17 protein-coding genes are annotated in these 18,228 nt (G+C 73.2%); 11 read left to right on the top strand and 6 right to left on the bottom strand.

Annotation, left to right across the window (positions count from 1 at the left end; all coding sequences use genetic code 11):
• Window positions 1-26 precede the first annotated feature (26 nt).
• Entirely contained in the window at window positions 27-1,070 is a 1,044-nt protein-coding gene (locus tag AN215_RS01230; protein WP_070012689.1) for an NUDIX hydrolase, read from the top strand.
• Between the two features lie 295 nt (window positions 1,071-1,365).
• Here AN215_RS01230 and AN215_RS01225 read toward each other — a convergent pair whose 3' ends face one another.
• Window positions 1,366-2,685 (bottom strand): dipeptidase, encoded by a 1,320-nt coding sequence (locus AN215_RS01225; RefSeq protein ID WP_070012770.1) that lies wholly within the window; start codon window positions 2,683-2,685, stop codon window positions 1,366-1,368.
• Window positions 2,686-2,985: 300 nt separating this feature from the next.
• Here AN215_RS01225 and AN215_RS01220 point away from each other — a divergent pair, with 300 nt between their 5' ends.
• Window positions 2,986-4,371, top strand: a complete 1,386-nt coding sequence (locus AN215_RS01220; protein ID WP_420856212.1) for a geranylgeranyl reductase family protein — start codon at window positions 2,986-2,988, stop codon at window positions 4,369-4,371.
• Window positions 4,372-4,498: 127 nt separating this feature from the next.
• Here AN215_RS01220 and AN215_RS01215 read toward each other — a convergent pair whose 3' ends face one another.
• Window positions 4,499-5,023, bottom strand: coding sequence for a nitroreductase family deazaflavin-dependent oxidoreductase (locus tag AN215_RS01215; RefSeq protein ID WP_070012690.1), 525 nt, complete (start codon window positions 5,021-5,023; stop codon window positions 4,499-4,501).
• A 149-nt stretch (window positions 5,024-5,172) separates the two neighbouring features.
• Here AN215_RS01215 and AN215_RS01210 point away from each other — a divergent pair, with 149 nt between their 5' ends.
• From AN215_RS01210 to AN215_RS01200, 3 genes are all read left to right on the top strand, one after another.
• Window positions 5,173-5,919: a TetR/AcrR family transcriptional regulator gene (locus AN215_RS01210; protein WP_070012692.1), complete on the top strand. Its 747-nt coding sequence runs from the start codon at window positions 5,173-5,175 to the stop codon at window positions 5,917-5,919.
• A 178-nt stretch (window positions 5,920-6,097) separates the two neighbouring features.
• Window positions 6,098-7,471, top strand: coding sequence for a sensor histidine kinase (locus AN215_RS01205; RefSeq protein WP_431306305.1), 1,374 nt, complete (start codon window positions 6,098-6,100; stop codon window positions 7,469-7,471).
• Between the two features lie 30 nt (window positions 7,472-7,501).
• Window positions 7,502-8,167 (top strand): response regulator, encoded by a 666-nt coding sequence (locus tag AN215_RS01200; protein ID WP_070012695.1) that lies wholly within the window; start codon window positions 7,502-7,504, stop codon window positions 8,165-8,167.
• Here the strand turns inward: AN215_RS01200 and AN215_RS01195 are convergent.
• A complete protein-coding gene (locus AN215_RS01195; RefSeq protein WP_070031084.1) occupies window positions 8,128-8,535 on the bottom strand; it encodes a DUF6332 family protein in 408 nt (135 codons plus the stop codon). The genes AN215_RS01200 and AN215_RS01195 overlap by 40 nt on opposite strands.
• Before the next feature lie 456 nt (window positions 8,536-8,991).
• Here AN215_RS01195 and AN215_RS01190 point away from each other — a divergent pair, with 456 nt between their 5' ends.
• Window positions 8,992-11,193, top strand: a complete 2,202-nt coding sequence (locus tag AN215_RS01190; RefSeq protein ID WP_070012773.1) for a glycoside hydrolase family 3 N-terminal domain-containing protein — start codon at window positions 8,992-8,994, stop codon at window positions 11,191-11,193.
• Between the two features lie 34 nt (window positions 11,194-11,227).
• Here the strand turns inward: AN215_RS01190 and AN215_RS01185 are convergent, their stop codons facing one another.
• Window positions 11,228-12,691, bottom strand: a complete 1,464-nt coding sequence (locus AN215_RS01185; RefSeq protein WP_079122579.1) for an MFS transporter — start codon at window positions 12,689-12,691, stop codon at window positions 11,228-11,230.
• A 17-nt stretch (window positions 12,692-12,708) separates the two neighbouring features.
• On the opposite strand from AN215_RS01185, the gene AN215_RS01180 reads away from it, so the two are divergent.
• From AN215_RS01180 to AN215_RS01165, 4 genes are all read left to right on the top strand, one after another.
• A complete protein-coding gene (locus tag AN215_RS01180; protein ID WP_070012699.1) occupies window positions 12,709-13,941 on the top strand; it encodes an ROK family protein in 1,233 nt (410 codons plus the stop codon).
• 5 nt (window positions 13,942-13,946) lie between these two features.
• A complete protein-coding gene (locus AN215_RS01175; protein ID WP_070012774.1) occupies window positions 13,947-14,504 on the top strand; it encodes a GNAT family N-acetyltransferase in 558 nt (185 codons plus the stop codon).
• Window positions 14,505-14,828: 324 nt separating this feature from the next.
• The gene (locus tag AN215_RS01170) at window positions 14,829-15,209 is read left to right on the top strand and encodes a PPOX class F420-dependent oxidoreductase (protein WP_070012775.1); all 381 of its coding nucleotides are present in this window, start codon (window positions 14,829-14,831) and stop codon (window positions 15,207-15,209) included.
• Window positions 15,210-15,421: 212 nt separating this feature from the next.
• Window positions 15,422-15,754, top strand: a complete 333-nt coding sequence (locus AN215_RS01165) for an SHOCT domain-containing protein (RefSeq protein WP_070031083.1) — start codon at window positions 15,422-15,424, stop codon at window positions 15,752-15,754.
• A 25-nt stretch (window positions 15,755-15,779) separates the two neighbouring features.
• On the opposite strand, the gene AN215_RS30180 is transcribed toward AN215_RS01165, so the two are convergent.
• Both AN215_RS30180 and AN215_RS01155 read right to left on the bottom strand, forming a co-directional pair.
• Window positions 15,780-16,424 carry an ATP-binding protein gene (locus AN215_RS30180; RefSeq protein WP_079122578.1) on the bottom strand — a complete coding sequence of 215 codons (645 nt, stop codon included), beginning with the start codon at window positions 16,422-16,424 and terminating at the stop codon, window positions 15,780-15,782.
• Between the two features lie 169 nt (window positions 16,425-16,593).
• Window positions 16,594-16,905 carry a hypothetical protein gene (locus AN215_RS01155; protein ID WP_070012701.1) on the bottom strand — a complete coding sequence of 104 codons (312 nt, stop codon included), beginning with the start codon at window positions 16,903-16,905 and terminating at the stop codon, window positions 16,594-16,596.
• Window positions 16,906-17,012: 107 nt separating this feature from the next.
• Here AN215_RS01155 and AN215_RS01150 point away from each other — a divergent pair, with 107 nt between their 5' ends.
• The gene (locus AN215_RS01150; RefSeq protein WP_079122577.1) at window positions 17,013-18,227 is read left to right on the top strand and encodes a PLP-dependent cysteine synthase family protein; all 1,215 of its coding nucleotides are present in this window, start codon (window positions 17,013-17,015) and stop codon (window positions 18,225-18,227) included.
• Window position 18,228: the final 1 nt, after the last annotated feature.

The following is an 18,228-nucleotide window of genomic DNA, read 5'->3' as shown; positions in this document are numbered from 1 at the left end:
GGGCGACGGCAGAGGGGGAACCGACCGTGATCGTGTGGCTCAACGGCGCCTTCGGCGCGGGCAAGACCACCGCGGCGCACGAACTCCTGGATCTGATCCCGGGGAGCACCCTGTGCGACCCGGCCCTGATCGGCACGGCGCTGAGAGACATGCTGCCCAAGGAACGGCTCTCTCAGGTCGACCACTACCAGCAACTTCCGTCCTGGCGGCGCCTCGTGGCGGACACCGCCGCGGCGCTGCTCACCGAGGTGCCGGGCCCGCTGATCGTTCCCATGACGCTGCTGCGGCAGGAGTACCGGGACGAGATATTCGGCGCGCTCGCCGCCCGCCGGATACCCGTGCGACACGTTCTTCTCCACGCGGATGAAACGATCCTTCGGACGCGGATCGACCAGACGGACGACACCGCGGGCCGTCCGGACCGGAGTTGGTGCCGCGGGCAGCTGACCGCCTACCGCGCCGCGCTGGGCTGGCTCACCGCGGACGCACACACGGTGGAGACCTCGCGGCTCACGCCCCGGCAGACCGCGGAGGAAGTGGCGGGTGCGCTGCGCGAGGGCGCCGGGACCCTGGAGATCGTCCAGACGCCCGAGCCGAAGGCCGAGACCGTAGCCGCGGGAGTCCTGCTCTTCGACGAGCACGACAGGGTGCTGCTCGTCGACCCCACCTACAAGCCGGGCTGGGAGTTCCCCGGCGGCGTCGTCGAGCCCGGCGAGGCGCCCGCGCGCGCCGGCCTGCGGGAGGTCGCCGAGGAGCTGGGACTGCGGCTGAAGTCGGCCCCGCGGCTCCTCGTCACCGACTGGGAGCCGCCCCGTCCCCCCGGGTACGGCGGGATCCGCCTTCTCTTCGACGGCGGCCGCCTGGCCGCGGAGGAAGCCGACCGGATGCTGCTGCCGGGCGCGGAACTGCGCGGCTGGCGCTTCGTCACCGAGGCCGAGGCCGCCGAACTTCTGCCGCCCGTACGCCTGGAGAGGCTCCGCGGAGCCCTGCGGGCCCGGAAGACGGGACGCTCCCTCTATCTGGAGGCGGGCGTCCCGGTCGGCGAGCAGAACGGGCGCGACGCGGCGTAGGTCCCTCCGGCGAGATCATGGGCGGAGCCTCGTCGTCCACCGGCAACCCGGCCCACCAGACCGGCCGTTGTCACCGCGGCGAACGCCGGCTCGACGGCATCCCTGATCCGGGTGGACCCCCTGCCCAGGCGGTCGCGGGCGTGCCCGTCCCCGGAACGGCCCGGTCGCAGGCGTCCGGCATCCCGATGACATGACCACCGGCTCCGCTCGGACTGCCGGGCTCCGACGGCAGCACCGCCGGGGGCCGGCGGCGCGCGCCGCCGGCCCCCGTGAACCGTGACCGTGCCCGCGAGGTTCAGGCGCGCTCGGCGTACTCCCGCAGGAAGAGCGCCTCCGCGACCGACAGCCGCTCCAACTCCTCAGGCGAGACGCTCTCGTTGACCGCGTGGATCTGCGCCGCGGGTTCGCTCAGCCCGAGCAGGAGGATCTCCGCCTCCGGGTACAGCGAGGCGAGGGTGGCGCAGAGCGGGATGGAGCCCCCCTGGCCGGCGATCTGCATCTCCTGCCCGTCGTACGCGGCGCTGAGCGCGACGGCCATGGCCCGGTACGCCGGAGACGAGGTGTCCGCGCTGAAGGGCTGGCCGTTTCCCGTCCGTTCGATGGTCACGCGTGCGCCCCAGGGGGCGTGCGACTCCAGGTGCGAGATGAGGAGCGCGGTCATCTTCTCCGTGTCCGCGCCCGGCGGCACCCGCAGGCTGACCGAGGCCCGTGCCCTCGCCTGCACGGAGGCGGTGGCGCCGACGACGGGCGGGCAGTCGATGCCCAGCACGGTGACCGAGGGCTGCGCCCAGATGCGGTCCGCGACGCTTCCCGAGCCGGTCAGTGAGACCCCGTCGAGCACGCGTGCGTCGCTGCGGAAGTCCTCCTCCGGGTACTCCAGGCCGTCCCAGCCAGGGCCCGGCGGTACGCCGTCGACGACGGTGCCTCCGTCGGCGTCGCGCAGCGAGTCGAGCATGCGGATGAGGGCCGCCAGCGCGTCCGGTGCGGCTCCGCCGAACTGCCCGGAGTGCAGGTTGCCCTCCAGCGTCTCCACCGTGACCTGGAGCACGGACATCCCGCGCAGCGAGGCGGTCACCGTGGGCAGACCGGCGCGGAAGTTGCCGGTGTCGCCGATGACGACGGTGTCGGCGGAGAGCAGCCGGGGGTGGGCCTGCGCGTACTGCTGGAGTCCGCCCGTGCCCTGCTCCTCGGACCCTTCCGCGATGAACTTGACGGTGACCGGCAGTCCGCCCTCGGCCCGCAGCGCGCGAAGTGCCAGGAGATGCATGAGGATTCCGCCCTTGCAGTCGGCGGCCCCGCGTCCGTACCAGCGTCCGTCGCGCTCCGTCAGCGTGAACGGCGGCGTGTGCCAGGCGTCTTCGTCCAGCGGCGGCTGCACGTCGTAGTGGGCGTAGAGCAGCACCGTCGGGGCGCCTTCCGGACCCGGCAGCAGACCGTAGACGGACTCGGTGCCGTCCGGCGTGCCGAACACCTCCACGTCCTCGAAGCCTTCACCGCGCAGGGCGTCCGCGACCCAGCGTGCGGCGCCCTCGCACTCGCTCCTGGGGAACTGCCCGGGATCGGCCACCGAGCGGAAGGCGACCAGTTCGGCGAGCTCGGTCCGGGCACGCGGCATGCCGGCGGAGACGGCCGTCCTGATCGCCGCGGTGCGGCTGTCAGCGCTGTCACGGCCGCCGTCGGTACCGCGGGCGGCGCCGGGCTGCTGCTCGTCCCCGCGAGCCGGACTGAGAGTCATGGAACGCTCCTTGTGGGCGCGGTGTTCGGCAGTCCGCCGCGCGGTGTCCGGGTACGGCGCATCCGCGGCGGACCTGCCCTGAGGTCGGCGATGATCCTCCCACAGCGGGGCCCGCCCGAGCGGCGCCGTAGTATGCGACCGGCCACACCAAGCCGAGGTCGAGCGGAGTGGAAGCACATCGTGAGCAGCGAGGACGCAGCCGGGGCAGAGGGCCGGGGCGACGCCGGGAGCAGCTGGGAGGAGTCCCCGGGAGGCGGGCCGAAGGGGCCGGAGAGCAGGGGCGGTTCGTACGTCCCGGGCGCTGCGGGGGACAGCGGCGACGGTGCCGCAGCGCCCCCGGACGAGCCGGTCACGGACGGCGTACCGGGCGGGCAGGCGGACGACGACCCCGTCTGGGACGTGGTCGTCGTCGGTGCCGGGCCCGCCGGGGCCTCCGCGGCGTACGCCGCCGCCGTCGCCGGACGCCGGGTGCTGCTGCTGGAAAAGGCCGGACTGCCGCGCTACAAGACCTGCGGCGGCGGCATCATCGGCCCTTCGCGCGACGCTCTGCCCCCCGGCTTCGACCTGCCGCTGCGCGACCGCGTGCACGCGGTGACCTTCTCACTCAACGGCAGGCTCACGCGCACCCGGCGCTCCCGGCAGATGCTCTTCGGGCTGGTCAACCGCTCCGAACTGGACGAGTCGCTCGTCGAGCACGCGGTCAAGGCGGGCGCCCGCGTCCGTACGGGAGCGACCGTGACCCGGGTCGAACAGCACGGCCCCTCGGTGCCCGACCGCCGTACCGTCGCCGTGGTGCTCTCCGGTGAGGAACGGCCCGTGCTGGCGCGGGCGGTGGTCGGCGCCGACGGCAGCGCCAGCCGGATAGGCGCCCACGTCGGAGTGAAGATGGACCAGGTCGACCTGGGCCTGGAGGCGGAGATCCCGGTGCCCGCGAGCGTCGCAGAGGACTGGGCGGGCCGGGTGCTCGTCGACTGGGGCCCGCTGCCCGGCAGTTACGGATGGGTCTTCCCGAAGGGCGACACCCTAACGGTCGGTGTCATCTCGGCCCGCGGTGAAGGTGCCGCCACCAAGCGCTACTTGGAGGACTTCATCGGCAGGCTCGGACTCGCCGGGTTCGAACCCAGCGTCTCCACCGGGCACCTGACCCGCTGCCGCGCTGAGGACTCGCCGCTCTCCCGGGGCCGCGTGCTGGTGTGCGGCGACGCCGCGGGTCTGCTGGAGCCGTGGACGCGCGAGGGGATCTCCTTCGCGCTCCGTTCGGGACGGCTGGCGGGGGAGTGGGCCCTGCGGGTCGCCGAGTCGCACGACGCCGTGGACGCCCGCAGGCAGACGCTCAACTACGCCTTCGCCGTGAAGGCGGGGCTGGGAGTCGAAATGGGCGTCGGGCGGCGCATGTTCAACGTCTTCTCACGCCGCCCCGGCATGCTGCACGCCGCACTGACCGGATTCCGCCCGGCCTGGAACGTCTTCGCGCAGTTCACGCGGGGCGCGACCTCGCTGGCCGACGTCGTCCGCACGAGCCCCGTGGCGCGCCGGGCGCTGGACACGCTGGACCGGCCGCAGTAGGGGCACGTACCCGGGCGGCCCGCCTGAGTTGCTGCGCGCCGGTCCTGGAGCCCGGGCCGCGCGCGGTCCTCGCGGGCGGCCTCGTCCCGGGCGCGGGCCGGTGCCGCGGCCGCCCTCCGGACCGGGGTCAGGCGCGGGGCGCGGAGCCCGTGCCGTCCGTGCCTCCTGTGTCCGGCGAGCCGTCGCCGCCCGAGGCGGGCGTTGCCGCGGCCGTGATCCGGAAGACGGGGAACTTGTGCGCGTCGGCGAGCAGTTCGGCATCGGTGGACCGTGCGCTGAGCCCCTTGAAGAAGGCGCCGGCCTCCCAGCTCCACTTCGCGAGGTACGCGCGCAGGATCTCCGGCTTCTCCGCATCGGGCAGTTCCTCCGCGCGGAAGTCTTCGACGTGCTTGCCCTTGTGCAGCTGGCCGCCGCCCGCCGCGCGCATGTTGTGCGTCCACTGGACGTGACCGCGAGGGGCCACGAGATAGCGGTCGCCTTCGTACGGAAGCGGGTTGACGGGAGTGCGGCGCCACTGGCCGCTCTTGCGGCCGCGGACGGCGAGCACCCGTGATCCGGCCACGCTGATGCCGCGCCGGGTCAGCCAGGCGAGCGCGGGGTTGAGGACGCGGCGGGTGACCCAGTCGGGTCTGATGACATGTGTGGTGGTCATGGCCGGTGATCCTTTCGGGCGGCGTGAGCGGCTCTCCATTTCGAGAGCACCGCTCTCTCTTGAGGGCAGTGTTACACGAGCGGTGCGCTAACACCAGAGCGGTGCTCTGAAAAGTGTTCGGTGCTCCGAAAAACTGGCAGACTGCGTACATGACCAGGATCCAGGGCGCCCGGGAGCGCGCACGCGACGAGATCACCGCCGCCATCAAGGACGAAGCCCGCAGACAGCTCGCCGCCGAGGGCGCGGCCAGGCTCTCCCTGCGCGCCGTCGCCCGCAGCCTCGGCATGGTCTCGTCCGCGCTCTACCGCTACTTCCCCGGCCGCGACGACCTGCTCACCGCCCTCATCACCGACTCCTACGACGCCCTCGGTGACGCCACCGAAGCGGCCCTCGAAGCGTCCGCCGCGCAGGCCGACTCGCACATCGCCCGCTGGCAGGCCGTCTGCCGCGCGCACCGGTCGTGGGCCCTCGCGCACCCCCACGAGTACGCGCTCATCTACGGCTCACCCGTCCCCGGTTATGCGGCTCCGGCTTCCACCACGGTCTCGGCCACGCGTGCCGCCCGGGCTCTGCTCACGGTCGCCGCCGAGGCGTACGCCGCTGGTGCTCTGAGGGTGCCCGGCACGGACGGAGCCGCGCGGGGCGGCCCCGACCCCGAAGCGAAGGGCGCGCCGTCCGCGCCTGAGCCCGTCCTGGAGGACGCGCGCGAGCTTGCGGAGCGCCTCGGCATCGGTCTGCCAGCTCCGGTCGTGGCCGAACTGGTCGCCGTATGGGCGCAGTTGGCCGGGCTGGTGAGCTTCGAAGTCTTCGGTCAGTTCGAACGTGTCGTCGCGGCACGGGAGAAGTTCTTCGATCACGCAGCCGTGACTCTCGCCCGCAACGTGGGCCTCACCTGACCGGGACTCCCGCTCCCCCAGCGGGCCCACTGCTCCCGGCTACTCCCCGCGGAGTAGTGAGGAGGCCCGCCACAGGCTGACTACGGGGGTGCACCGCGCCGCTAGCGTTGCTGACATGAAGCGCCGCCCGCACCGGAAGCCCGACCGCCCGCGCCGTGACCTGCCGGGACGGCTCGGCCTGCGCACGGGCGGCGCCTGCTCCGCCGGCCGCCGGGACGACGCGCGGACCCCGGGTCACCCGCACGCCGGTGGTGGCCCGCTTGACGGTGGGCCGCCCCGGCGCGGCCCGTACGCGGCCGGCCACTGGGGCCCGCCCGGGCCGCCCGGTCCGTGGGGCCCGCCGTGGTGGAGGAGCCGTGGCCCGTGGCCCGGGTCCGGGCGGCGCCACCTGCCGTGGCTGAGCTCCTTCATCGTGCTGGTGGTCCAGCAGGCCGGTTCCCAGGGTGCCGCCGCCGGCCAGGAAGGCGTGCGGACCTCGCTCGACGTCTATGCACGCCTGCTGCTGGCCGTGGGTCCGCTGCTGCTCCTCGTCCGCCACCGGCTGCCACGTACCGCCGCGTTCGGCACCGCGGCGGCGACGGTCGTCTACCTCGGCGCCGGATATCCGTACGGGCCCGTCTTCCTGAGCCTGGCCGTGGCGGCCTTCTCCGCCGTCGTCGCGGGCGAGCGGTACGCGGCCTGGGGCGCACTGGGCCTGGTCTGGGCAGGCCATCTTCTGGCCGGATTCCCGCTGCGCGACCACTTGCCGCCGGCGGGCGACCAGCCGCCCGGCTGGCAGGGCGAGCTCCTCGTCGCCGCCTGGATCGCCGCCGTTCTCGCGGCAGCCGAACTCGCCCGCACCCGCCGCCAGGAGTGGGTACGCCGCCGTGCCGAGGAGGAGGCGGCCGAGCACCGCCGCGTGGACGAGGAACGGCTGCGCATCGCCCGCGAGTTGCACGACGTACTCGCACACAGCATCTCGGTGATCAACGTTCAGGCTGGGGTGGGCCTCGCGCTGCTCGACTCCGACCGCGAACAGGCCCGTACGGCTCTCACGACCATCAAGAGCGCCAGCAAGGAGGCCCTCGGCGAGGTGCGCCAGGTGCTGGACACCCTGCGGGCGTCCGGCGACGCCCCGCGCGCCCCCGCGCCCGGCCTCGGCCGGCTCCCGGAGCTGACCGCACAGGCCGCCGACGCCGGCCTGGACGTCTCCACCGCGACCGGGGGAGACGTGGTGCCGCTCCCGCCCGGCGCCGATCTGGCGGCGTTCCGCATCATCCAGGAGGCGCTCACCAATGTCGTACGGCACTCAGGGTCGCGCTCCGCGCGGGTACGTCTGAGTTACGGACCCGGCGAACTCCGCATCGACGTCGACGACGACGGCCCGGCGGCGAGCGGCGGCAGCGGGAGCTCCGACGGCGGCACCACCACCGGCGGCGCCGCCGGGGGCGGCAACGGTCTCGTCGGAATGCGGGAGCGGGCGGCGGCACTCGGCGGGAGCGCCGAGGCAGGACCGCGCGGCGACGGCGGATTCCGTGTCACCGCGCGTCTGCCGCTCGCAGACGCGCGGTAGCGTGTCGCCGCCCCCAGCGAAGGAGTCACCGTGATCCGCGTCCTGCTCGCCGACGACCAGTCGCTGGTACGTGCGGGATTCCGCGCACTGCTCGGCGCCCAGCCCGGCATCGAGGTGGCCGGAGAGGCGGCCGACGGCGAGGAGTGCCTCGAACTCGTACGCCAACTCCGCCCGGATCTGGTCCTGATGGACATCCGCATGCCCGTGCTCGACGGTCTCGCCGCCACGCGCCGCATCTGCGAGGACCCCGCGCTGGCCGGGGTGAAGGTCGTCATGCTGACCACGTTCGAGCTGGACGAGTACGTCTTCGAGGCGATCCGCTCCGGAGCGTCGGGCTTCCTCGTCAAGGACACCGAACCCGAGGAACTGGTGCGGGCGGCACGCGCCGTCGTCGAGGGGGACGCGCTGCTCTCTCCGAGCGTCACGCGGCGGCTGATCGCGGAGTTCGCGGCCCGTTCCAAGGCCCCGGCTCAGTTGGAGGCGCTGGCCGGACTCACCGAGCGGGAGAGGGAGGTGATGGCGCTCGTGGGTATCGGCCTGTCGAACGAGGAGATCGCGGGCCGTCTGGTCGTCTCGCCGCTGACCGCCAAGACGCACGTCAGCCGCGCCATGGTCAAGCTCGGGGTGCGTGACCGCGCCCAACTCGTCGTGCTGGCCTACGAGTCCGGGCTCGTACGTCCCGGCTGGCTCGGCTGAGGACCGGCGCCGCCGGCTCCCTCCGCGAAGCCGGCGCCGGCGCTTCCGTCCAGGTGATCCGCGTCCTCGTGGTCCGGGTGCCCTGCACCGTCCCCGCCCGCCGTGCCGGCGCCCCGCCGGCCGGCCGGGGCCCGCAGCAGCACGTACACCACGCGGGCGACGAAGACGGTCACGCAGGCGCCTCCCGCGAGCTTCAGCAAGGTGTTCCCGTCGGACGCCGAACGCATCCCGAGGCCCGCGGTGAGCAACCCCAGAAGGCCGAGGAACACGAGCAGGGCCAGCCCGGCCATCAGCGCTCCGGTCAGCAGCGCGAAGCCGATCTCCACTGTCTGGGCGTCCCGTTCGGCCTGTGTGCGTGGCCCCCTCATGGCGTTCCCCCTCGTGCCCGTTCCGCTCCCGGCGTCCGGTCGCGCGCCGGGTCCGAGGCGTGACGCCCCCTGACGAGGGTTCCTTCCCGCCCGGTGCGTACGCACACGCACGCGGGTCCACGCGCGGTTCCGCGGCAGGGCCCGGCCGGCACGATGTATGCGCTTCCAAAAACTCGGTCCGCTACCCCTTTCGTCCCTTGACCGCCTCTGCGGCGGCGGATTGACTGCACTCCGGCAAGATCCAAGTGACACAGGTCGGCACGCCTTCCGAAGGAGACCCGAGTGGCCGGAAACCTCAGCCGTCGCAGCGTGTTCAGGGCTTCCGCGGGGGCGGCCGTCGTCGCTTCGTCGGCATCGCTCCCGGCGTTCGCGGCCACTCCCGCCGCTGCCGCTCCTGCCGGGGCGACCGCCGCGGAAGCCGCCTCCGCCGCGCGCCGCGCGACCGCGGCCGCACGCATGGGGGCACCCCCGGCCGAAGGCTGGGGGAGTGTCGACGCCGGAACGGAGCGCCGGGTGCAGAAGCTGCTGGCACGCATGACCGTCGAGGAGAAGTTCGGCCAGCTGCAGCAGCTGACCTGGAACCCCGACACGGGTCCGGGCGAAGGCCAGAACGACAAGGCGCGGGAGGCCGCGGCCGAGGGACGTCTTGGCTCCGTCCTCAACATCACGGGCGCCAAGGAGTGCAACGAGCTCCAGCGGTTCGCAGTCGAGGAGTCACGCCTCGGCATCCCCCTCGTTTTCGGACTCGACGTCATCCACGGCTTCCTGACGACCTTTCCCGTACCGCTCGCACAGGGCGCCTCCTTCGACCCCAACGTGGTCACGACGGATGCCGAAGTCAGCGCCCGGGAGGCGGCGTCGTGGGGCGTGCACTGGACGTTCGCGCCGATGGCCGACGTCACCCGGGAGCCGCGCTGGGGGCGGATCGCCGAGGGCAGCGGTGAAGACCCGTATCTGACGGCGGAGTTGACGGCCGCGAAGGTACGCGGATACCAGGGCGACGACTACTCGGAGAAAGGCCGGCTCGCCGCCTGCGCCAAGCACTTCGTGGGGTACGGCTTCCCGGAGGGCGGCCGCGACTACAACACGGTGGACATCTCCGAGAGGCGGCTGCGCGACATCGCGCTGCCGCCGTTCAAGGCGGCGGTGGACGCCGGAGTGGCCACCCTGATGGCCGCCTTCAACACGGTCAACGGCGTTCCCGCGCACGCCAACCGGCACACCCTCACCGGCATCCTCCACGAGGAGTTCGGCTTCGACGGCTTCGTCGTCGGCGACTACAACGGCGTGCAGGAGCTGATCCCGCACGGCGTCGCCGCCGACGACGCCGACGCGGCGGCGCTCGCCCTGGGAGCCGGCGTCGACATGGAGATGGTCAGCACCACCTACGCCGACAACGGCAAGGAACTCCTGGAGTCCGGCCGCATCGAGATGCAGCGGCTGGACGACGCCGTCACGCGCATCCTCCGCATCAAGGTCCGCCTGGGCCTGTTCGAGAACCCGTACACCGACGAGGACGGCGAGATCGGCGAGCCGACCAGGTCCGCCCGGCGTCACGCCCGCGAGACCGCCGCCCGCTGCGCGGTGCTGCTCAAGAACGACGAGCGGACCCTGCCCTTCGGCGAGGACACCCCCTCGCTCGCCGTCGTCGGACCGCTCGGCGACGACACACAGGAGCTGCACGGCACCTGGGCCGGGCCGGGCGCGCGGATGTTCCCCGCCGTCTCCGTGCTGGAGGGCGTGAAGAAGGCCGTGCCGGACGCGAAGGTCACCTTCGCCCGCGGATGTGACATCACGGGGGATGACACCGGCGGCTTCAAGGAGGCCGAGGCCGCCGTACGGGCGTCGGACGCCGCCGTCGTGGTGGTGGGCGAGAAGGCGAGCCACAGCGGCGAGGCCGCTTCCCGCAGCGACATCACACTGCCCGGCGTCCAGGAGGAGCTGATCCGCCGGATCGCGCGTACGGGCAAGCCGTTCGCCGTCGTGGTCCTCGCCGGCCGGCCGCTTGTGCTCTCCGGCGTCGTGGAGCACGCACCGGCGGTCCTGGAGGGCTGGCACCCCGGACTGGAGGGCGGCAACGCCGTCGCGGACGTGCTCTTCGGAAAGGTCAACCCGGGCGGCAAGCTGCCGACGACCTTCCCGCGCGCCGTCGGTCAGCTCGCCCAGAACTACGCGCACGAGAACACCGGCCGCCCCTACGACGCCGACAACAAGTACACCTCCAAGTACCTCGACCTGGCGCACGGTCCGCTCTTCCCGTTCGGGCACGGGCTCAGCTACACCACGTTCGGCTACTCGCGGCTCGAGCTGAGCGAGAAGAGCGTGAGCGCACAGGCCGTACGGGACGGCGGGGCGAAGGTCCGGGTGAGCGTGCGCGTGAAGAACACCGGCCGGCGCGCGGGGGACGAGGTGGTGCAGCTCTACATACGCGACAAGGCCGCAAGCATCGCCCAGCCCGTGCGGAGGCTGCGCGGCTTCGAACGGGTCACGCTCGAAGCAGGCGGGAGCCGCACGTGCTCCTTCGAACTCGGCGCCGACGACCTCGGCTTCCACAGCAACGACCCCCGGGGTGAACTCCTCGTGGAGGCGGGCGAGTTCGGGATCTACGCAGGCGGCAGCTCCGAGGCGGAGCTGAACACGACCCTGACGCTCACCTGACCATCCGGCGCCACCTCACGCGACGGCGCGGCGCTCAGCCTCCTCCGGGCGAGTGCCGCGCCGGGTGCCCTTCCGCGCCACCGGGCTCCGGGGCGTCTCCTTCCGTTCCGGATTCCGTTCCGGATTCCGTTCCGGCACTCGCTCCGGTTCCTGCCTCGGCGCCCGCTCCGGCGCCCGTCTCCCGGGCGGCATCCGCGTCCCCGGCGTCCAGCGCCCCGCGCACGGCCCGGGTCACGGCGGCGGCGACGGCCGCGAGCAGCGCGACGGTGGTCAGCGCCGCCGTCAGCGAGAACCACTCGGCCAGGAAGCCGATGGCGACGGGCCCGGCCAGCATGCCGCCGTACCCGAGAGTCGACGCGGCGGCGACTCCGCCCGGGCCCGCGAGCGCCCCCGCACGGGCCACGGCGACGGGGAAGAGGTTGGCGAGACCGAGTCCGGTGATCACGAAGCCGGCGAGTACGAGCCAGACCTGCGGGGCCAGCGCGGCCAGCAGCATGCCCGTACCCGCGGTGAGGCCGCCTGCCGTCAACAGGCGGCTCTGGCCGAGACGTTCGAGCAGCCACGTACCGCACAGCCGGCCCGCGGTCATCGCGAGCGCGAAGACGGAGTAGCCGGCCGCGGCGACGCCGGGCCCCGCGTGCAGGTCCTCGGCGAGGTGCAGCGCGCCCCAGTCCGCCAGCGCACCCTCCCCGTACGCGGTGCAGAGCGCGATCAGACCCAGGGCGAGTACGAGCCGGCGCGTGCGGCCCGCCATGGCCCGGGAGCCACCGCTCCCGCCGCCCGCTCCCGTCCCGTTCCTGCCGCGTGCCGCCTCCCCGCCGGCAAGCCCGGACGGCCGCTGCTCCGCGGCCGGTGGCACGTGTGCGAGCAGCACGCGTCCGGCGAGAGCGGTGAGGAACAGCCCCGTCACGGTGAGGATCAGCAGATGACGAGTCGGCGACAGGTGTCCCGCCACCAGGCCGCCCACGCCCGCACCGGTCATCCCGCCCAGGCTGAACGCGGCGTGGAACGAGGGCATGACGGGCCGTCGCAGAGCCGCGATCAGGTCGACGGCCGCGGCGTTCATCGCCACGTTCAGACCGCCGTAGGCTGCTCCGAACACGAGCAGCACGAGACCTAGGGACAGGGCGGAGTGGGTCAGCGGCGGCAGCGCGGCACTGAGCGAGAGCAGCGCTGCCGCGGCGACGGTCACGGGGTGGTTGCCGAAGCGGTGGCACAGCCGCCCGGTGAGCATCATCGTGATCACGCCGCCCGCGGACACGCCGAGCAGCGCCAGCCCGAGGGTGCTGGGCGAGGCCCCCGTCTGTTCCTTGATCGCGGGGATGCGCACGACCCAGCCGGCGAAGACGAAGCCGTCGAGCGCGAAGAAGACCGTTGTCGCGGTACGGAGACGGCGCAGGACGGTTGGCGGGGACCCCTCACGGCGGACGGCCTCGCGGCAGCTGCCGAGCCCCGTTGCTCCGGCAAGCGCCGACCGTATTTTGTTCAGTGTCGGCACAAAGCGAGAATAGAGGGGTGACCCCGACGCGTACAAGCAAATTGGAGCGAGGCCGCAGCGCTCTCGGTCCGGCCCTGGAACTCGTCCACACCGGCAGAGCGCCCACACGCGCCGCGCTCACCGCGGAACTCGGCGTGACCCGGGCGACCGCGGGCGCCGTCGCCGCCGAGCTGGAGTCGCTCGGCCTGATCACGGTCGACTCGCGGCCGGGCGCCGCGTCTGGAACGCAGGGCCGTCCCTCGCACCGGCTCGCGGTGAACCCACGGGGGCCGGTGGTGCTCGCCGCGCAGGTGCACGCCGACGGCTTCCGCGCGGCGCTCGTCGGCCTCGGCGGCCGGATCGTCGCCACCGCCCCCGGATGCGGGACGGTCGCGGCCGACCCCGCGCAGATTCTCGGCGAGGTGGTGGAGGCAGGCGCCGGCCTGCTGGAGAGCAGCGGCCGCCGCTGCGTCGGAGCCGGTCTCGCCGTGCCCTCCGCGGTAGCCGAACCCGAGGGAACCGCGATCAATCCGCTGCACCTCGCATGGGAAGTGGGCGCCCCCGTACGGGACATCTTCACGCGCGCCCTCGCCGAGGCCCGCATCGGGGGCCGCGCCGGTGAGACGACCGCGTCCGGCTGCGCGGCCAATGACATCAACCTCGCGGCCCTCGCCGAGCACCGGCACGGCGCCGGCCGCGGCGCGGAGCATCTGCTCGTCGTGGGGACCGGGCACCGGGGCGTCGGCGGCGCTCTCGTGCTCGACGGTCGGCTGCACACGGGCAGTTCGGGCCTGGCCCTGGAGGTCGGACACCTCACCGTGGACCCCGGCGGACGTCCCTGCCACTGCGGCAGCCGCGGCTGCCTCGACGTCGAGACCGACCCCCTGGCCTTCGTGGAGGCCGCGGGCCGCGAACCCGGCCCGGAGGTCTCGCTGCTGGAGCGCTCCCAGGAGCTGATCAGCACCGAGTACGGCAGCGACCCGGCCGTACGGACGGCGGTCGAGACCCTCATCGACCGGCTGGGACTGGGCCTCGCCGGGCTCGTCAACATCCTCAACCCCGACCGGATCATCCTCGGCGGTCTGCACCGCACCCTGCTGGAGACGGACGGCGAACGCCTGCGAGCGGTGATCGCCGACAGCAGCCTGTGGGGGAGGAGCGGCAGCGTCCCGGTTCTGCCCAGCTCGCTGGCGCACAACAGCCTCGTCGGCGCGGCCGAACTGGCCTGGCAGCCCGTCCTCGACGACCCGCTGGGGGCCTTGAACGGATGACGACGGTGCAGATCAGGGCCGGTGCCGAGAGAGATCTGAGGCGCCTTCAGGACATCGAACGCGCGGCGGGCGGCGTCTTCCGCGAAGTCGGCATGGACCGGATCGCCGACGACGCGCCGCCACCGCTTCCCGTACTGCGCCGCTACGCGCACCACGGCGGCCTGTGGGTCGCGGTGGACGTCGCGGCCGGCGGGGAGGGCGAAGGCACGGACTTCGCGAGCGACCAGCCCGTGGCCTATGTGATGGCCGAACCCGTGGACGGCAACATCCACATCGAGCAGGTCTCCGTCCACCCCCGCAGCGCGCACCGCCGCATCGGGCGTGCGCTGATCGGCCACGTGGCCCGGCAGGCGGAGGCCGCCGGCGTCCGCGCCCTGACGCTGTGCACCTTCGCGGAGGTGCCGTGGAACGCCCCGTACTACGAGCGCTGCGGCTTCCGCGTACTGGCCGACGGCGAACTGACGCCCGGGCTGCGCAGGATCCGGGCCGAGGAGGCGCACGCGGGCCTGGACCGGTGGCCCCGGGTGTGCATGCGCCGCGAACTCGGTGCCGGAGGGGTCTGACCAGGCGCCCGGCCCGTAGGCCCTGTCCGGCAAATCTCCTCCGGCCGGCGGCGCCTGGCACGCACTCTCCCCGCTCCGCGGTGGCTTCCACCAAGGCCGAAGGGTCTGGAGAGCAGCGAGGGGAGTGCCCCCAGCGCTCCCGCCGCTGGGTCTTCGGCCCGTGCGGTGCCCCCACCCCGGCTAAGGCCGGCTGGGGCCCGGTCTCGCCAGGGGTGCTCCCAACTCGCCGGCCGCGGCCGGCCCGCCCTGATGAGGGCTATGGAGCCGGGGGCCCAGGGGGAGGGATGACGCCATTCGCCCGGCAGGGCCTAGCCTCGGCACGTGATGACACCTCAGATCGCAGGAAGCCGGTACATCAGCCTCACCACCTTCAAGCGCGACGGCACGGCCGTCGCCACGCCCGTATGGGCGGTCGAGGACGGCGGTGAACTGCTGGTGTGGACCCGCGACGACAGCGGCAAGGTCAAGCGTGTGCGCAACGGCGCGCGGGTCACCGTCACGCCGTGCGACGCGCGCGGCCGTACGCCCGAGGACGCAGAGCCTGCCGAAGGCACCGCGAGGCTGATGACCGAGGAGGGCGGCCTGGACCGGGTGCGCCGGGCGATGGCCCGCAAGTACGGCTGGCAGTTCCGCCTCACCGATTCCGGCGGTGCCCTGTTCAGGCGCGGCAGGCGTCCGCACGTCGGGATCGCCGTCACTCTCTGACACCCTGGCGGGCGCGGGAAGGCCGCGCGCCGCACCCGGTCCCGGAGGTCGCGCCCCGCACCCGCCGGGAGTATCCGCCCGCGTGCGGATACTCCCGGAGCGGCAGGCCAGGAGCCGCCGGCCGTACGACGACCGCGGCCCCCTCACCGGGCGACGCTCGGAAGCGAAGGAACAGCACGCAGAACCCCTTCGCGACCGAGGAGTTGACCGGCATGTCCGAACTCGCACACTGGCACGGCGGAGCGGGCCCCGGCCCGTGGATGATCCCGCTCTTCCTGCTGATCTGGGCGCCGGTGATCGCCGGCGTCGCCGTCCTGCTGCGCCGCTTCGTCCGGCGCGGCGGCCGCGGCCCCTGGAACGGGCCATGGAACGCCCCCTGGCAGGGGCGTGGCCCCGCGGCGGCGGGCGGCCCGCGGCCGGAGAACTCACCCGTCGACCTGCTGGGGCGGCGCTTCGCCGAGGGCGACATCGACGAGGACGAGTACTGGCGGCGGCTCTCCGTCCTTCAGGAAGGCGGCACGCCGTACAAGGACGGCCCGGTATGAGCCTTCTGCCCGCTGCCGGACGTGGCTAGGGGCCCGGACGGGCCGGTGCCGCGGGGCTCCCGGCCCCCTGGCAGGCGGCTTCGGCTCCGGGCCCGGGTCCGGAGCCGGACGGCATCCCGCCGCCCGAGCCGTGCCCCGTCCCGTCGGCCACCCCGTTGCTCGCGCCGCCGCCCGCGCCCGCCGCGGTGGCGAACGCGGGCAGCGAGGACTCGTCGGGCAGGGCCGACGAGACGGCCGCGGCACGCTGTGGCGGCGTGCCCGGCGTGACGGGCAGCGTGAACCAGACGACCTTGCCCGAACCGTCGTTCTGGGCACGCATCCCCCAGCTGGCGCTGACGGCCGCGATGAGTGCCAGGCCCCGGCCGTTGGTCGCGGACGGCTCGGCCGTCCGCACCCGCGGCAGACGCGGATCGTGGTCCCGTACGGACACCGTGAGGTGGTCCTTGCGGAAGACGATCTCGACGGTGCAGTGCTTGTCGGAACCGGTGTGCCGGTGGACGTTGGTGAGCAGCTCGGTGACACCGAGCGCGGCCGCGTCGATGAGCGGCTCCAGCCGCCAGTAGCGCAGCTGCGCGGAGACGATCCGCCGCACCTGCCCGATCCGTGAGGGCAGCGCCTGGAACTCGACCGCGCAGTGGGTGCGCGACCTCCCCGTGGCACGGGCGGTCACGGCAGCGGCTCCCTGCACGCGGTGGTCAGGGAGCGGAAAGCGACATTCGAGGCATATGTGATGAAAGACACACGCTCAGGATGAGACCGTGCTCCGTCTCCCGCAACGCGAGCCGGACCGCTGCCGCCACCCGTGCGCTCCGGTTGCGTCGAGCGCCCGCGCCCCGGCTTCAGGTCCCGAGAATCCCCTGGTCCGCGGCTGCCTTGGCGCGCGCCGTACGCACGGCGTTCAGCAGGCCGGCGCGGCGGCCGAGGCCGAACTGCAGCACATACCGGGTGCCGCTCATCGTCGCCAGCGCGCTGTCCGGCATGCCGTAGCCGCTGATGCGGACCTTGTCCAGGGGAGCGCTGTCGATCTCGCTCCCGTAGCTGGTCATCAGCACCAACTGGCCGTCCCGTACAAGGACATGACCCGCACGTGTGAGTGAGCGCAGCATCCGCCGTATCCGGACCCCGCCCGCGTCGTACTCCGGTTCCGACACGATCGCCTCCCACCTTCTCCTCGCGGCCCCGGTCCCCCCGGGTGGCCGGCCCCATACCCTCTGTGCAGTGTGCACGCAAGGCGCGGGCTCCACCAGAGGGCCCTTCTATGATCGGCCATGTGAGCACCACCGACCCGGCCCCCGCTTCAGCGTCCGCTTCCGCCTCCGCACCCGGCACGGGGTCCGCCCAGCCCCCGATCAGTGACGGGGTCCCGGCGTCCGCCGCGGCCACCGTGGACGTCGACCGCAGCGACGCGGAGTACCGCGACTGGCTCAAGGACGCGGTCCGCAAGGTCCAGGCGGACAGCAACCGCAGTGCCGACACGCATCTGCTGTCCTTCCCGCTCCCCGAGCAGTGGGGAATCGACCTGTACCTGAAGGACGAGTCGACGCACCCCACCGGCAGCCTCAAGCACCGCCTCGCGCGGTCCCTGTTCCTCTACGGGCTGTGCAACGGCTGGATCCGCCCCGGCAGACCGGTGATCGAGGCGTCCTCGGGCTCGACCGCGGTGAGTGAGGCGTACTTCGCAAAGCTGATCGGCGTGCCGTTCATCGCGGTGATGCCGCGCACGACCAGCCGCGAGAAGACCCGGCTCATCGAGTTCCACGGCGGCCGGTGCCATCTCGTGGACGACCCGCGCACGGTGTACGAGGTCTCGGCCGCCCTCGCGGAGGACTCCGGGGGCCATTACATGGACCAGTTCACCTACGCCGAGCGGGCAACCGACTGGCGCGGCAACAACAACATCGCCGAATCCGTCTACGAGCAGATGAAGCGTGAACGCTTCCCGGAGCCCGCCTGGATCGTGGCCACCGCGGGCACCGGCGGCACCTCCGCGACCATCGCCCGCTATGTGCGCTACATGCAGTACGACACCCGGGTGTGCGTGCCCGACCCCGAGAACTCCTGCTTCTTCGACGGCTGGGTCCGTGGCGACAACGAAGCCTTCAGCGAGGGCAGTTCACGCATCGAAGGCATCGGACGCCCCCGCATGGAGCCGAGCTTCCTGCCGTCCGCCGTGGACCGCATGATGAAGGTCCCCGACGCCGCAGCCATCGCCGCCCTGCGCGCGCTGGAACGCGTCATGGGGCTGCGCGCCGGAGGTTCCACGGGGACGGGGCTGTGGAGCGCCCTGAAGATCGTCTCCGAGATGGCCGCCCAGGGACGTACGGGCAGCGTCGTCACGCTGATCTGCGATCCGGGCGACCGCTACCTCGACAAGTACTACTCCGACGGCTGGCTCACGGCGCAGGGCCTGGACATCGCCCCGTACAGCCAGACCGTCGACACCTTCCTCGCGACGGGCGACTGGACGGGCTGAC

Origin of the sequence: Streptomyces abyssalis, from assembly GCF_001751365.1 — a bacterium.
GTDB classification, from domain to species: domain Bacteria; phylum Actinomycetota; class Actinomycetes; order Streptomycetales; family Streptomycetaceae; genus Streptomyces; species Streptomyces abyssalis.
The sequence above is the reverse complement of the archived record's forward strand: the minus strand, read 5'-3'. Positions and strand labels throughout refer to the sequence as shown.

Coding starts and splice junctions, on each gene's coding strand:
- AN215_RS01225 (WP_070012770.1), bottom strand. CDS start 2,685: ATGCCGCGTGCCCGGACCGAGCTCGCCGAACTGGTCGCCTTCCGCTCG.
- AN215_RS01215 (WP_070012690.1), bottom strand. CDS start 5,023: ATGACCACCACACATGTCATCAGACCCGACTGGGTCACCCGCCGCGTC.
- AN215_RS01210 (WP_070012692.1), top strand. CDS start 5,173: ATGACCAGGATCCAGGGCGCCCGGGAGCGCGCACGCGACGAGATCACC.
- AN215_RS01195 (WP_070031084.1), bottom strand. CDS start 8,535: ATGAGGGGGCCACGCACACAGGCCGAACGGGACGCCCAGACAGTGGAG.
- AN215_RS01190 (WP_070012773.1), top strand. CDS start 8,992: ATGGGGGCACCCCCGGCCGAAGGCTGGGGGAGTGTCGACGCCGGAACG.
- AN215_RS01170 (WP_070012775.1), top strand. CDS start 14,829: ATGACACCTCAGATCGCAGGAAGCCGGTACATCAGCCTCACCACCTTC.
- AN215_RS01165 (WP_070031083.1), top strand. CDS start 15,422: ATGTCCGAACTCGCACACTGGCACGGCGGAGCGGGCCCCGGCCCGTGG.
- AN215_RS01150 (WP_079122577.1), top strand. CDS start 17,013: ATGATCGGCCATGTGAGCACCACCGACCCGGCCCCCGCTTCAGCGTCC.